General features: G+C 68.2%; 10 protein-coding genes. 9 read left to right on the top strand and 1 reads right to left on the bottom strand.

The genetic code is table 11. The annotated features are described in order from the left end of the window. Positions 1–549 precede the first annotated feature (549 nt). The 6 genes from HUW46_RS34975 (at position 550) to HUW46_RS34950 (ending at position 9484) form a co-directional block, all read left to right on the top strand. Entirely contained in the window at positions 550–1935 is a 1386-nt protein-coding gene (locus tag HUW46_RS34975) for a beta-ketoacyl [acyl carrier protein] synthase domain-containing protein (RefSeq protein ID WP_215543003.1), read from the top strand. After that, a complete protein-coding gene (locus HUW46_RS34970) occupies positions 1902–5759 on the top strand; it encodes a type I polyketide synthase (RefSeq protein ID WP_215543002.1) in 3858 nt (1285 codons plus the stop codon). Before HUW46_RS34975 ends, HUW46_RS34970 begins: the two co-directional genes overlap by 34 nt. Then, positions 5756–6760: a spirocyclase AveC family protein gene (locus tag HUW46_RS34965; protein ID WP_215543001.1), complete on the top strand. Its 1005-nt coding sequence runs from the start codon at positions 5756–5758 to the stop codon at positions 6758–6760. The genes HUW46_RS34970 and HUW46_RS34965 overlap by 4 nt, the downstream gene beginning before the upstream one ends. Before the next feature lie 25 nt (positions 6761–6785). Then, positions 6786–7007 carry a DUF5988 family protein gene (locus HUW46_RS34960; RefSeq protein ID WP_215543000.1) on the top strand — a complete coding sequence of 74 codons (222 nt, stop codon included), beginning with the start codon at positions 6786–6788 and terminating at the stop codon, positions 7005–7007. A 14-nt stretch (positions 7008–7021) separates the two neighbouring features. Next, on the top strand, positions 7022–7900 hold the full coding sequence (locus tag HUW46_RS34955) for an oxygenase MpaB family protein (protein WP_215542999.1): 879 nt from the start codon (positions 7022–7024) through the stop codon (positions 7898–7900). Between the two features lie 81 nt (positions 7901–7981). Further along, positions 7982–9484 (top strand): pyridoxal phosphate-dependent decarboxylase family protein, encoded by a 1503-nt coding sequence (locus HUW46_RS34950; RefSeq protein ID WP_442860871.1) that lies wholly within the window; start codon positions 7982–7984, stop codon positions 9482–9484. Here the strand turns inward: HUW46_RS34950 and HUW46_RS34945 are convergent. Next, positions 9460–11049, bottom strand: a complete 1590-nt coding sequence (locus HUW46_RS34945) for a peptide ABC transporter substrate-binding protein (RefSeq protein ID WP_215542998.1) — start codon at positions 11047–11049, stop codon at positions 9460–9462. The two genes, HUW46_RS34950 and HUW46_RS34945, sit on opposite strands and share 25 nt — an antisense overlap. A 370-nt stretch (positions 11050–11419) precedes the next feature. Between HUW46_RS34945 and HUW46_RS34940 the strand changes: the two genes are divergently transcribed. From HUW46_RS34940 to HUW46_RS34930, 3 genes are read left to right on the top strand one after another with little or no spacing between them, the layout of a single operon-like run. Then, a complete protein-coding gene (locus HUW46_RS34940) occupies positions 11420–12667 on the top strand; it encodes a hypothetical protein (protein WP_215542997.1) in 1248 nt (415 codons plus the stop codon). Then, positions 12667–14199, top strand: coding sequence for a vWA domain-containing protein (locus HUW46_RS34935; RefSeq protein WP_215542996.1), 1533 nt, complete (start codon positions 12667–12669; stop codon positions 14197–14199). Before HUW46_RS34940 ends, HUW46_RS34935 begins: the two co-directional genes overlap by 1 nt. Next, positions 14186–14965: a hypothetical protein gene (locus tag HUW46_RS34930; protein ID WP_215542995.1), complete on the top strand. Its 780-nt coding sequence runs from the start codon at positions 14186–14188 to the stop codon at positions 14963–14965. Before HUW46_RS34935 ends, HUW46_RS34930 begins: the two co-directional genes overlap by 14 nt. Positions 14966–15037: the final 72 nt, after the last annotated feature.

Here is a 15037-nt window from a genome sequence, read left to right as displayed (position 1 = left end):
GTTGATCAATATCTGCGAGAAGTGACCGCACCGGAGACGAGGGACCGACCACGGAGTCCGTACCGCCCCCGAAGCCGATGACCGGTTACCCACTTCAGCGTCGATGCGGCCATGCACACCCACAGAGGCGGAAGACCCACATCATCCGCGACCGGGCTCTTCCGCCGTCGCGGTAACACCGGCGCCAAGGTTCACCCGCGTGGACCGCGGTGGTCCCGGCGCGTAGTTGTTGACCTTTTCCGATCAGGCACATGGCCGACAATGATCGTTCCACACCCCCGAAATTTCCGGTGAACGGGATTCTCTTTCACTCATCGTCACCACTTCACCGCCAATCGAAGATCAATTCTTCGACCCAGTTTCCCTTGGCGGCGTTTCGCCGTACCGGCTACCGGGTACCTGTCGCGACGAAAGCACTCACCGACGTTTTAACAAAGAGTCAAAACCTCGTTTCCCCGCACTCAAGAATGAAACTGAACTCTGTTTCCAGCGAGCATTCCTGAGCTGTATTTAATCATACGTTTTGTGTTATTCCTTAAGGAGTGTGTTGTGAGCGCGTCAGCTTCGGAGCCGATCGCGATAATCGGCATGGGGTGCCGTTTCCCTGGCGGGGTGGAAACCCCGGGCGGTTTGTGGCGGCTGGCGGCGGAAAGGCGGCGGACGATGGGGCCGGTGCCGCCGGAGAGGTGGGATTCCGCCCGGCTCGGCGCGCTGCACAGTCCGGAGGTGGCGTTGCGCGCCGGACGGGGGTGCTTCCTGGACGGCGACATGTGGGCATGGGACCCGGAGGCCTTTTCGGTGGCGCCGTTGGAGCGGGACTGGGTGGATCCGCAGTTCCGGGTGCTGATGGAAGTGGCGTGGGAGGCGGTCGAGCACGCGGGGATTCCGGTGGACCGCTTACGGGGGTCGCGGACCGGCGTCTATGCGGGCACATATGCGCCGGACAACCTCTTCCGTGAAGCCCGGCCGGTGCAGGACGCTCCGAACAGTCCTTATCTGTTCGGGAATTTCACCGCGGGGGCGGCGGGTCGGGTCGCGTTCTCGATGGACCTGCGGGGCCCGGTGATGGTGATCAGCACGCACTGCTCGTCGGGTTTGGTCGCGCTGGACACCGCGTGCGGGGCGTTGACCCTCGGGGACTGCGACACGGCGTTGGCGGGTGCGACGTTGTTGATGTTGTCGCCGGAAACGCATTTCCACGAAGCGCCGTTGCTGTTGTCCGAACGCGGCGGCTGCTACGCCTTCGACGCGCGCGCCGACGGTTATGTGCGCGGTGAGGGTGCGGGCATGCTGGTCCTCAAACGGCTTTCCGACGCGATACGCGACGAGGACCGGGTTCTGGCGGTGATCCGGGGCAGCGCGGTGAACAACGACGGGCAGGCCACCCGGTTGACCGCGCCGTCGAGCGCGTTGCAGCAGCAGCTCTTCCGTGCCGCTGTGGACAGTGCGGGTATCGATCCCGGCGAGGTGGGCCTGGTCGAAGCGCACGGACCGGGTACCGCGGTGGGTGATCCCGTCGAGTACACCTCGGTCAACGCCGTGTACGGGCGCGGAAAGGGTCGGTGCGCGCTGGGGTCGGTGAAGACGAACATCGGGCATTCGGAACCGGTGTCGGGGATCGCCGGGGTCATCAAGGCCGTGGAATGCCTGCGGCGGGGTGTGATCGCGCCGAACGCGGTCTTCGACGAGTGGAATCCGGCCATCCCCCGCGACGACGGTTCGCGGCTGTTCGTCCCCGAAGAGCCGACGGAGTGGCCGGTGGACGGGGAACGCCGGTTCGCGGCGGCGTGTTCCTACGGTGTCACGGGCACCAACGCCCACGTCGTGCTCGAATCCGCGCCCCTGCCGAAGCGCGCCGCGAGCAAGCGACCGTCCACAGAGGACGTCGTACGGGTGTTCCGTTGTCCGGCACGTCCCCGGAATCGCTGCGGCTGACCGCATCCCGGCTCCAGGAGTGGCTGGACGGGCCCGGTTCCGGCACCGATCTGCTCGACCTCGCCCACACGCTGACCTCGCGCCGCTCGCCGTGGGACCACCGGCTGTGCGTCACCGCCCGCGATAGCCGGGAACTCGCGGACAAGGCGGGCCGGTTCGCCGCGGACGAGGACGACGACTCGCTGGTGTCCGGTTCGCCGGTGCTTCCCCCGGAGCACGCCGGGCCGGTTTTCGTGTTCACCGGCCAGGGTTCACAACGGCCGGGGATGTGCCAGGGGCTGCTGGAAAACGAACCGGTGTTCGCCGAGGCCATCGCGGAACTGGAACCGCTCATCGCCGCGGAAGCGGGTTTCTCGGTGCGGGAGATGATCGAACAGCCCGACCTCGTGGTGGGTGTGGACAAGATCCAGCCGACGCTGTTCGCCGTGCAGGTGGCCTTGGCCGCGGTGTGGCGGTCGTGGGGCGTCGAACCCGCGGCGGTCATCGGCCAGTCCCTGGGTGAGGTGGCCGCGCTCGTCGTAGCGGGCGGCCTCAGCGCGGCTGACGGCGCCAAGGTGATCTGCCGTCGTTCCGCTTTGCTGGCCACGATTTCCGGTGGCGCGATGGCCTCGGTGATGACCGGCGCGGACCAGGTGCGGGAGGCGATCGAGGCCGCGGGGGCGGACGGGGTGTCGCTGGGCGTGCTGACCTCCCCGTCGATCACCACGGTCTCGGGCGATGCGGAGCAGATCGCCGAGCTCGTCGAAGAGCTGGAGGACGACGGGGTGGTCGCGAAGCTGATCGATGTCGACGTGGCCTCGCACTCGCCGCAGGTCGACCCGATCCTCGACGAGCTGCGGACCGCGCTCGCCGACATCGCACCGGCGCATCCCCGTATTCCGTTCTTTTCCACGGTCAGCACGGATCCGGAAGCGTACGGTGCGCTGGACGGCGAGTACTGGGTGCGCAACCAGCGTGACCCGGTGCGTTTCGACGCCGCGGTGAGCAGCGCGCTGTCGGCGGGGCACCGCGTGTTCGTGGAGTGCCCGGCCCATCCGCTTGCCGTGCGCCCCATCCTGGACACCGCGGCGCACCTGCACGTGTCCGACGTGGCGGCCGTGGGTACGTTGCGGCAGCCCGAAGACGATCAGCGCGCGCTGCTGGCCAATATCGCGGCGCTGCACGTGGCGGGGTACGACGGCATCGACTTCGCCCGCCGCTACGGCCGAGGGCACCTCGTCGACGTGCCCGGCACCGCGTGGCACCGCACCCGGTTCGGCGGCGAGCAGGCGCCGTACCGGCTGGTCGCTCCCGCGCTGCCCGCGGCGGCGGAGCATCCGTTGCTTGGCGGGCACGTCCAGGATCCCGACCGGCCCGACCGGCACTCGTGGCAGACCCCGATCGGCCCGGACCGCCTGCCCTGGCTCGCCGATCACCGGGTCGCCGACGTGCCGGTGCTGCCGGGCACCGCGTTCGGCGAGATGCTGCTCGCCGCAGGCCGCCGGGTGTTCGGCACCGACCAGGTGACCGCCCGCGACGTGGCACTGGCGGCCCCGCTGCTGTTGGACCCCGAGCCCGTCGTCACGACCCGCTTGACCCGCGACGGCGACACCGCCGAGGTCGAAGTCGTCTCCGTCGGCGAAGGCGAGGTGACCGTGCACGCCCGCGGCACCGTGACCCCGGCCGAGCACCCGTGCCCGCCACCGCTGACCGAGGCCGAACGCGCGCCGGAGGGCTGGCACGACACCGCTCCCGCCGATCTGCACCACACCTTCCGCGAACGGCACAACGTCTTCCACGGGCCCGCGTTCACCGCGATCGACCGGATCCGGATCCACCCCGACGAGGACCTCGGACTGTCCTTTGTACACACACACGAAACCGCGCAGGTCTCGGCGGGAGCCATGGCAGTGCACCCCGCGCTGACCGACCAGGTGGTGCAGACCGCCGTAGCGGTCTGGCTGGCGTGCTACTCGGTCAGCCCAGGGCCCGTCGTGGTCGCCGGGTTCGACGAGATCACCGTGTACCGCCCCACCGCGCACACCCGCGTCGTCGCGGCGACCGTCACCGACGCCGACGACCTCGGCTGCACGGCATCGGCCCGGCTCGCCACCGCCGACGGCACCGTCGTCGCCGAGATCCGCGGTCTGCGGGTCGCCAACATCACCCCGGCCGTCGACCGGTTCACCACCCGGCTTTCGCGCCTGGCTTGGGTTTCCGAGCCCGCCCCCGACGAACGCCACCACGACGGCGAAAGCACCTGGACCGTCATCACCACCGACGAAGCCGGGTGGCCGGAAGAACTCGGCCGCGAACTCGACGAGCGCACCGCAGGGTGCCGCGTGCTGCCCTGCTCGGCCGCGATCGACGCGGACACGCCACCGGACAGCAGTGGCGTCGTCCTCGCCCTCGCGGGCGACGATCGCACCGACGACCCGGCCACGACGGCCCGCGAACGGATCCGCACCGTGATCGCCATCCTGCGGCGGCTCGCCGAATCCCCTCAGGCACCGCGGGTGTGGCTGCTGGCGCGTGATCCCGGGCCGTTGAGTGCCGCCGCGCCGCGCGCGGTGCTGCGCACCCTCGCCTACGAACACCCGGATCTCGACGCCAGCTACCTCGAACTCGACCCCGATCGCGGTTACGGCACGGTCGTCGACGAACTCCTGGACACCGGGCAACCGATCACCGAGATCGCGCTGCGGCCCGACGACCGCCGGATCGCCCGTGTCGTGGCGGGCCCGCAACCCGGCAGCCGGATCGACGCGCACCCGCGGTCCCCGATCCGCACCAGCGCCGCCTACCTGGTCACCGGCGGGCTCGGCGGGCTCGGGCTCTGCACCGTCGAATGGCTCGCCCGGCGCGGCGCGGGCCGCGTCGTGATCAGCGGCCGCTCCGCGCCGTCCGACGACGCGCGGGCCGTGCTCGACGCCGCGAAGGAGGCGGGCACCGAGATCGACATCGTGCGCGGCGACATCGCCGACCCCGCGATCGCCGAGCACGCGGTGCGCCGCGCGGGCGAGGACGGGCTCGAGCTGCGCGGCGTCCTGCACTGCGCCGGTGTCGTGGAGGACGCCACCCTGGCCACCCTCGACGAGGCGCTCATCGACCGCGTCTGGCAAGGAAAAGCGACCGGGGCGTGGACGCTGCACCAGGTAACCGGAAACACCGACCTCGACTTCTTCGTGCTCTTCTCCTCGGTCGCCGCTCTCATCGGCTCACCCGGGCAAACCGCCTACGCCGCGGCCAATGCCTTCCTCGACGGCCTCGCCGTGCAGCGGCGCCGCGAAGGACTGCCCGCGACGAGCATCCACTGGGGACCGTGGAGCGAAGTCGGCCGCGGCCGCCACCTCGCGGAGCGAGGTTTCCTGATGATCAGCCCCACCGACGGGATCGACGCGCTGGAACGCATCCTCGCCGCGAACCTGCCTCAGATCGCCTACTCCCCGCTGGACATCGCCCAGTGGATCGCGCCGTACCCGGGGCTGTCCGATTCCGCGCTCTTCGCCGAAATGCTCACCGACACCGGCGTTGAGAGCGAAGACGACATTCGCGCGGAACTCGCCGACTTCGAAGACCCCGGGGCGCGGCGCGAACACCTGGAAACTTTCATCATCGACACCGTCCGCGAGCTGCTCGGCGGCACCAGCCGCCGCATCACCGCGCACACCAGCGTGGTCATCCTCGGCCTCGACTCGCTCGGCGCGGTGCAACTGCAGCAGAAGCTCCAGCGGGCTTTGAAAACCGAGATGAAACCGGGCGTGATCTGGGTCAAACCGACCGCCGCGAGCCTCGCCGAATGGCTGCTCGACCACACCGGCCTCGCCGGACAGTCCCAGCCGTGACCGCGGAGGAGGGCAGCAGCATGTCCGAACAACTCGAATTCGTTCCACACCACCACGGAGAACCGAGGCGAGCCGCCCGCTGGGTGAGCCCCGTCGGCCTCTGGTCCGCGCTCGGCATCGCCGTCCTGCTGTTCCAGGCCGTCGTACTGGGCCGCTGGATCGCCGCCGGAGGACTGCACGCGGTGCCCGACGGCGACTACCAGATCTCCACCGGGCGAGCCGCGCTCACCTGGGTCGGGCAAGCCCTGATGTTCGCGATCATTCTGACCTGCGTCGCGGTCGTCACCTATCGCAGCAAGAAAGCGGGGGAAATAACCTTCGACGCGACCATCGTGATCGGCTTCGGCCTCTCGTTCTGGCTGGCCCCGTTGTCGAACGCACGGGACCTCATCGCCATCGGAAACCGGTACGCGCTCAACGTCACCACGTGGGGCCCCTACCTTCCCGGCTGGGACGGCCCCGCCCCGCAGCTGCAAGTCGAAACCGTGGTGGCGGCCAGCATCCTGATGTACATCCCGGTGATCACCTGGGTATGGGCCCAGCTTTGGCTCATGACCCGCGTCTCCCGGCACCGGCCGCAGTGGGGCATGCTCCGGCTGACACCGATCTTCCTGCTCACCGGCGCCCTGCTCGACGCGATCTTCGAAATCGTGCTCGTCGTCGGCCTCGGCATGTACAACTACCCCTCCGCCAACCAGGAGCTCGCGCTGTTCGGCGGGCACTGGTACCAAATCCCGCTGGGACACGTGATCGCGGGGATTCTCCTGTCCACCCCCACCGCGATGGTGTGGCACTACGCGAACCGGCACGGCGGCGAAATCCCGTTGTTCCGCGGCGTCACCGCATTCCCCGCACGAGCGCGGAACTGGCTGCGCATCCTGTCCGCGATCGGGTTCACCAACCTCGTGATGTTCGGCTGGATGCTCATCTCCATGAACACCACCCTGCTCGGCACCGACCCCATGCCGGCCGACATGCCCGGCTGGCTCTGGCCCCGCTGAACCGCCCGACCGAACGGAGAACACCATGTCCGCCAGGGAAAACGACGACATCCTGCTCGCACTGACCGGAGGCCCGGCGAGCCTGATGCGGGTCCGCGAGCTCAGCGGAACCGAACCGCCGGAAAGGCTGGTGGTCAGCCACGGCGGCCACAACGAGCACTTCAACCGCACCGACGAACGGGAAATGATCGAAGACCGCGCGGCCATCGTATTCCGCTGGACCCACCGGACCCGCATCGCCGAGTAAGGAAGAACCCTCCGATGAAACGCTACGACCGGCTGCGCTACATCCGCACCCTCGACCCCGAAACCGACTACCCGGAAATCCAGCACCTGATCACCCGGTACGAATTCCCGTGGGACTACCGGATCGGATTCCAACTGGCACTGATGACCGACATCGTCGTGCCCTCGGTCAGCCGCCTGCTCGCCGCCACCGGACGGTTCACCCGGCAGGGGCAGAAGCGCTTCGACGACACCATGCTCTTCGAACACGAAGCCAAGAAGTCCGGTTTGGACTCCCCCGACGGCCGCGCCGCCCTGCGCAAGATGAACTACATCCACGGCCACTACGACATCAGCAACGAAGACTTCCGCTACCTGCTCGCCTCCCAGACCCTCGGCCCGATCGACTGGATCACCACCTACGGCTGGCGACCGCTGTCCGAGGGCGAAGTACGGGCACTGATCCTCACCGGCAGGCGAATGGGCCAGCTCATGGGCATCAAGAACATCCCTCCCAACCACGCGGGTTTCCGCGACGTACTGGAAACCACCCGCCGCGAACGAGCCGAATTCGACCCCGCCAACCGCGAAATCGCCGAAGCCGTCTACACCCTGTTCGCCGACTGGGCTCCCCGCCCGCTGCGTCCGCTCACGCGAGCCGCGGTGCCCCGAGCGGTCGCCGCGCTGCTCGAACCACCACTCCCCGAACTGATCGGCCTGACCACACCGAGCCACCGGCAGCGGAAACTGATCCGCACCGTCGTACGGGCACGGGGAAAACTGCTCCGGATGCTGCCACCGCGCCCGCACGATCGGCCCTACGTCCCCGAACCGCGCACCTATCCCCACGGCTGGACCGTGCACGACCTCGGCCCCCACGACCTCACCCGCACCCAACGCCAGCACAGTCCATGAAGGCCGACGCGAAAACGCACCCGATCCAGCGAAGCGGCACGAGTGCGTGTCTCACTACGCGGGCCCGCTTACCCTACTTTCGTGCCGTTCTTCCGATGCTATAAAGGAAAAACCGAGCACGAACGCGGGCGAACGGAGTGGGGCATGGCGGCCATCCCGGAGGGCCCGCTGCACGGTGGCCCGGCCGGGGCAGCCGAGCTGGGTGCGCAACTGCGAGCCGCGGTCGCGGAGATGGCTCGCTGGATGAGCGAGTACGGGGACTTCGCGCCCCACCCGTCGCAGGACGTGGACATGGCCGCGCTGCGGCAAGCCACCGAGGAACTGCGCACCAGGCTGCGGGACAACTACCCGTTCTTCCACCCGCGCTACGCGGGGCAGATGCTCAAGCCACCGCACCCGGCGGCGGTGCTCGGCTACGTGACGACGATGCTGGTCAACCCCAACAACCACGCACTCGACGGCGGACCAGCGACGGCCGCGATGGAAAAGGACGTCGTGGCGCAGCTGGCCGCGATGTTCGGCTTCGACCAGCACCTCGGGCACCTGACCAGCAGTGGCACCATCGCCAATCTCGAAGCGCTGTTCGTCGCTCGCGAATCCCACCCTGGCAAGTCCGTGGCGTACAGCGCGGACGCGCACTACACGCACGCTCGCATGTGCCATCTCCTTGGCGTGGACGGCATCGCGGTACCCACGACCGCCGACGGCACCATGGATCCGCGGGCGCTGGAGGAACTGCTGCGGACCGGGACGATCGGGACCGTGGTGGCCACCGCGGGCACCACGGGGCTGGGCGCGATCGACCCCATCCACGACATCGTCGCGCTGGCCCGGAACCACGGGGCCCGGATCCATGTCGACGCCGCCTACGGTGGATTCTTCCGCCTCATCGCCGACGACCGCGCCGACGGCGTGGCCGCCGCGCCCTTCACCGCCATCGCCGAATGCGACTCCGTCGTCATCGATCCCCACAAACACGGGCTACAGCCCTATGGTTGCGGCACCGTGCTGTTCCGCGATCCCGGTGTGGCCAAGCACTTCCTGCACGACTCGCCCTACACCTACTTCACCTCGGACGAGCTGCACCTCGGCGAAATCTCCCTCGAATGCTCGCGTGCCGGTGCGTCCGCGGCGGCGCTCTGGCTGACGTTGCGGCTACTGCCGCTGACCCCCGACGGCCTCGGCGCGGTGCTGCGCGCGTGCCGTCGCGCGGCACTGGACTGGGCCGGCCGCATCGACGGCTGCGAGCAGCTGACCCTGTACCAGCGCCCGCAACTGGACATCCTCGGCTACTACCCCACCCGCGAGCGCCTGTCCGAAATCGACCGCGCCAGCGCCCACGTCCTGACCCGCGGTATGCACCTGCCCCCGGCGCAGGCACTGTTCGTGGCCACCTACACCGTCGACGCCGCCGAGCTGGCCGCCCGCGGCCACCGGGTGCGCGCCGACCTCGACCGCGGCCGCATCCTGCGCAGCGTGCTGATGAAACCCGAGACCGAGCAGCACGTGCCCGCACTGCACCAGCAGGTGCTGGACCTCCTCGCGGACGCGGGCGAGGGTCAGCCCAGTTCGATCGACGGGTAGTCGGGAATGCGCCGGAAGTCGAGCTTGGCCACCTTGAGGTTCTTCGACTTCGCCGCGACGCCCTTCTGCTCCCACACCGGGATTTGCGGCAGGTCCTTGGCGATCTGGTCCTCGGCCTGCTGGTAGAGCGCGATCGCGGCGGCCTTGTCCCTGGTCGAGTCGGCCCGGGTCAGCAGGGCGTCGGTGGTCGCGTTGGAGTAGGCCGCATCGTTCGAACTGGCGTTGGTCTTGTAGGTCGGGTTGAGGAAGTTCTCGATCGAGTGGTAGTCGGCGATCCAGTCGGACCGGGCCATGCCGGTGAGGTGCTTGTTGTTGAGGGCGTCGCGGAACTGGCCGAAGTTCGTGGCAGGCACGAAGTCGCACTCGATGCCGAGCGCGTTCCTGACGCTGTTGCACGCCGCGACCAGCGACTCCTTGCGGCCACCATCCGCGTTGGCGGTGATGGTCAGCTTGCCGGTGAACCCGGACTGCGCCAGCTCCGCCTTCGCCTTCACCGGGTCGTACTTGCACGCCTCACCGCACACGTCCGGGCGGTAGCCCTCGATGCCCCGCGGAACCCACCCCTCAGAGGGCAGGTACGTGTCGTGGAGGACGGTGTGCACGATCTGCTCGCGGTTGATCGCCATCGAGATCGCCCTGCGCAGGTGGATGTTGTCGTATCCCGGTACGTAGTACGGGACGGCGATCGTGCTGATGCCGAGCAGGTGACCCTCGACCAGGTTCTCCCCCAAATCGGCCTTGTACTTGCCGTCCGCGAGAGCCGACGGCGGCAGTGCCTCCATGAAGTCGAGGCGACCGCTCTTCAGGTCCTGGTAGGCGGTTTCCTGGCTGGAGTAGATCTTGATCGTCAAGTCCTTGAACTTGACCTTGTCCTGGCCCTTGTAGTCATCGAAGCGGGTCAGCTTCATGTCCACGTTCGGCGTCCGCGAGACGAACTTCAGCGGCCCGTTGCCGATCGGGTGCTCGGCGAACGCCTTCGGATCCTTGAAGAACACGTCGGGCAACGGCGCGAACGCCCCGTAGCCGACCTTCGTCGGGAACACCGAGAACGGCGCCTTCAGCACCGCTTTGAACTCGTAGTCGTTCACAACCCGCAGCCCGGTCATCGTGTCCGCGGTCGGCGTTTTGCCCTTACCGGGGTTGACCGCGTCGAAGCCCTCGATCTGCTCGAAGAACGAGGAGTTCAGCTGGCCGTTCTTCGCGTTGGCCGCCCAGTTCCACGCGTCGACGAAGTTCTTCGCCTTGACCTCGGTCCCGTCGTGGAACTTCCAGCCCTGCTTGAGCTTGATGTCGTAGGTCTTCGCGTCCGACGACTCGATCGACTCCGCCATCGCGTTGGACGGCGCGCCGGTCTGCGAATCGAAGCTCACCAGCTTGGTGAACATCGGCTCCAACGCCTTGTTGCCACCGACCTCGTTCGTGTTCGACGGCACCAGGCCGTTCTGGGGCTCGGTGCCGAACACCGTCACGGTGGAATCGCTCCTGGCCCCGCCGCCCCCGCAGGCAGCCAGCAGGCTCACCGATGTCAGCAGCACGGCCGCCGGAACCCAACGCGATCGCCGCATAACCCCTCCCTACCTCGCCCCGGCTCCCCAGGTCGCGCGTTCGATCACTCGGGGCAGTCTTGAACGTTGTTCACCCCCAGTCGAGCACTCATGATCCCACGAGTACCAAGGCCACCGCGAAGCCGTGCTCTCTTCCCGCCACCGCGGGGCCCGGATGTCCTCGATCCGTGTTCGAGATACGTCGTTAAGCCAAAGGCAACCAGACGTTCACGATCAGTTCTTGTCCGCGCCCGCACGGAAAATGATCAATCACCGGACACCGCCGAGATTCACCGCGAATTCGAAAGTTCCCAACGCGGGCCAGAACTGTCGTGGCCCCCGGATAGACTCGGGGCACGAATCGCACGGTTCCCTTCCGGAGGACGAATCGGTGACAACCGAAAGCCCGACCCTCGAAGAACCCCATCTCACCATCCAGCCCCCGCCTTCGGCGTTCTTCCTGCGCCGTCGTTTCCTCCGTTCCTTCGGCCCGGCCGCCGTCGCCGCGATCGCGCTCCTGGTCGTCCTGCTGGTTTCCGGGAATGTCGTCGTCCCGTTCGAACCCACCCTGGAACTGTCCGGGAAGATGGGCTCCAAGGCCGACTTCTTCGAGGACCCGCAGGTCCAGGAAATCCTCATGCGCCACCACATCCGGGTGCACGTGACCAGGACCGGCTCCCGCGACACCGCGGTGCACGACCTCGACAAGTTCGACTTCGCCCTGCTCTCCGGGGAACCCGCGGCGGGGCTGGTCCGCGGTGCGCGCGCCAACGTCTTCGTCGGGGCCGTCCGCCAGCCGTTCACCAGTCCGATCGTGCTCGCGACCTTCCGCCGCTACGCCGAAGCGCTGGAGGCCAACGGAATCGCCACCGCGGTGCACGGCACCACCCCGCTCTACTACTCGCTGGACATGGAAAAGTTCGTCGCGAAGATCAAGAACAAAGCCACCTGGGACTCCCTCGGCATCGCCGACGTCCCGTCGAACACCGCGCACGCGAGGAACAGCAACCAGGTCCTCGCGCAGACGTCGAACGTGTGCGACTCCAACTCCGGCGCCACGTACCTGACCCTGGTGGCCTACCTCGAAAACGCCCGCAGGGTGCCGGTACCCGACCCGCCACGGGGCGGGGCGCCCGCCGGGCCGGTCACGTTGAACGACGCGCACGCGCTCGGCAACAAGATCAAGCCGCTGCTCAACGCGCAGGGCTACGCCTCGGCCGATCTGTCGGAGTCCTACTGGAACCTGGCCGAGGGCGACAAACCGATCGTGGTGATCTACGAGCACCAGTACCTGGCACGGCAGTTGGAGGTCAAGGCGGCCACCGGGCATCCGGACACGGACCGCGTGCTGCTGTACCCGAAGGACAACATCCTGACGAAACCGCAGTTCGTCCCGCTGAACTCGACGGCGGAGAAGCTCGGCGACCTCATCACCTTCGACCCGGAACTGCAGCGCCGCGCGATGGAGCTCGGCTTCGGCGTGGCGACGCCGCCGGTCAGCAACAAGAGCCAGCACCTGTACGACTTCCTTGCACAGCAAGGAGTTCCCACCCCGGAGACCGCGGACAACGACAGCAGGACGCCGTTGCCCGCGCTGCCGGTGCTGGAAGAGATGATCAAGACGGCCGGTGACTGCTGATGAGGCGCCTGCTCGCGGCGGCGCTGTGCACCGTCCTCGCGGCCACCGCGTGCACCTCCGGCTCCGGCACCGAGAAGCTGACCGTGCTGGCCAGCTCCGAGCTGGCCGATCTGGCGCCGGTCCTCGCCGAGCTGCGCGCGGACACCGGGATCGAGCTCGCGCTGGACACCCAGGGCACGATCGACGCCGGCGCCGCGCTCACCCCCGGCCAATACCGCCACGACCTGGCCTGGCTGTCCACCGACCGGTACTTCCAGCTCAAGCTGCGCAAGTCCGGTTTCACCGGCGAACGCCCGGCGAGCACGCGGATCATGTCCTCGCCCATCGTCATCGGCGTGCGACCGCAGGTAGCGGCCGCGCTCCGCAGCCGCGGCCCGCAGGTCTCGTGGGCGGATTTCGCGGACGCCGCGGCGGCGGGCACGCTGCGGTTCGCCATGGCGGACCCGGCCCGATCGGCGAGCGGCCTGTCCGCACTGGTCGGCGTCGCCACGGCGGCCGCGGGAACCGGCGCGGCACTGCGACCCTCGGACGTCGCCTGCGACCGGCTCCAGGGATTCCGCACCGGCCAGTCGCTCACGGCGGGCAGTTCGACGGAACTGGTCGAGGCGTTCGCGGCGCAGCGGTCCGGCACCGACGCGATCATCGGGTACGAATCGACGTTGCTGTCGCTCAACGCGAGCGGGAAGCTCGCCCAGCCGCTGGAACTGATCTACCCGCGCGACGGGATCATGCAGTCGGAATACCCGTTGCTGCTGCTCGATCCCGCCAAACGTGAGGCGTACGACCGCGTCGTCGCCTGGCTCAAACGGCCGTCGAGCCAGCAGAAGATCATGGAACGCACGCTGCGCCGCCCGTTCACCGAAGGCGTCGCGCTCGATCCGCGGCTGGCGAAATCGGTCGGGAACTCGCTGTACTTCCCCGACGATCAGGAAGTCGTCGACAGGCTCCTCGCCGATTACGCCGATCCCCGCGGCCGAAAACCGGGACAGGTGATCTTCGTGCTCGATTTCTCGGGTTCGATGAAAGGCCAGCGCATCGACGCGCTCCGTGCGACCTTCGCCGGGCTCAGCGGCGCGGGTGCCGCCGAGTTCGAGCGGTTCTACCAAGGCGAGCGGATCACCATGATCCGATTCGGCGGCCGCGTTCTCGACGAACGGGACTTCACCGTCACCGGCCCCGCCGGTCTCGAAGAACTGCGCGGTTTCCTCGCCTCGGAGAACTTCGACGCCACCACGGCGATCTGGTCGTCACTGGCGCACGCCTACGACAAGGCCGCGGAAATCGCGAAGGCACAACCGGATCGGCCGGTGTCGATCGTGCTGATGACCGACGGCGAGAACAACGCGGGAACGGGTCTCGACGAATTCCTCCGCGGCCACACCGGCGCGGGCGTGCACACCTACGCGGTGCGGTTCGGCGACGCGAACGCCGCCGAACTCGACAGGGCCGCGCGCGCCACCGGCGGGCACATGGTGGACGCGACGACGAAGTCCCTGCTCGACGCATTCAAGGAGATCCGTGGCTGCCGATAACTACTGGGGTGTCTGGGGAATCTGGTGGGGCGTCTGGATCGCGGCGCTGCTCATGGTCGTGGTCTCGGCCGTGATCTTCGTCCGGCACTGGCGGCGCGACCGCGACCGCAGGGGAAACGGCCCGATCAGCGGGATCGCGTTCTACCTGCACCGCAGTTCGGTGATGGGGCTCTACCAGCAGGACCGCTACAGCAAGGCGCTCGAGATCGAGACCGAGAAGCGGACCAAGCGGGCGGGCCGCGGCGAGGTGTCGGTCAAGGTCTCGCCGGTCGAAGCGGGCGGCCAGCGCGAAAAGACCGAAGAGGTGTTCGAGAAGTACATCCAGAAGGCCGAACCGATCACCGTCATCGGCATGATCATCGACGTGCTCGACAAGCGCGACGGCATCGTCTACGTCAACCTCGTGCGGCAGGAGCTGGTGCAGAACAGGGCACTGGTGAACGCGCTGGGCTGGGCGGACGGCCCGGAGAGCACCAGGCTGCGCACGGCGCGGCTGCGCGGGATCGACGCGTACGTGTCGATGAAGGGCCTGTTCCGCCGGGTGCGGTCAGATGACGACGGCCGGACGGTGTTCATCGCGCCCTACGGCGAACCGCCCGACCCGATGCAGGGCCCGCGCGTGCGCTTCCGGTGCCGCAACAGCGGGTTCCGCGACGCCGACGAAGTTCCCGAAGGCACGTTCCAAGCCCAGTGCCTCGGCCGCGTCGAGGACTGGGACCCGGCCTCGGGCGAGCTGATCGTCCACCCGATCGCGATCTTCAAGTAGCCGGGACGAGCGTTCGAGGGCTCGCGCGGCACGGCCGGAGTAGCCTCGCAGCGGTTCACCTGACAACTGCCC

The organism is Amycolatopsis sp. CA-230715 (genome assembly GCF_018736145.1).
In the GTDB taxonomy this organism is placed as follows: Bacteria; Actinomycetota; Actinomycetes; order Mycobacteriales; family Pseudonocardiaceae; genus Amycolatopsis.
This window is presented reverse-complemented; position numbering and strand designations above follow the sequence as displayed.

Excerpts from the sequence above, each read along its gene's own strand:
- HUW46_RS34960 (WP_215543000.1), top strand. The coding sequence starts at position 6,786 with ATGTCCGCCAGGGAAAACGACGACATCCTGCTCGCACTGACCGGAGGC.
- HUW46_RS34955 (WP_215542999.1), top strand. The coding sequence starts at position 7,022 with ATGAAACGCTACGACCGGCTGCGCTACATCCGCACCCTCGACCCCGAA.
- HUW46_RS34945 (WP_215542998.1), bottom strand. The coding sequence starts at position 11,049 with ATGCGGCGATCGCGTTGGGTTCCGGCGGCCGTGCTGCTGACATCGGTG.
- HUW46_RS34935 (WP_215542996.1), top strand. The coding sequence starts at position 12,667 with ATGAGGCGCCTGCTCGCGGCGGCGCTGTGCACCGTCCTCGCGGCCACC.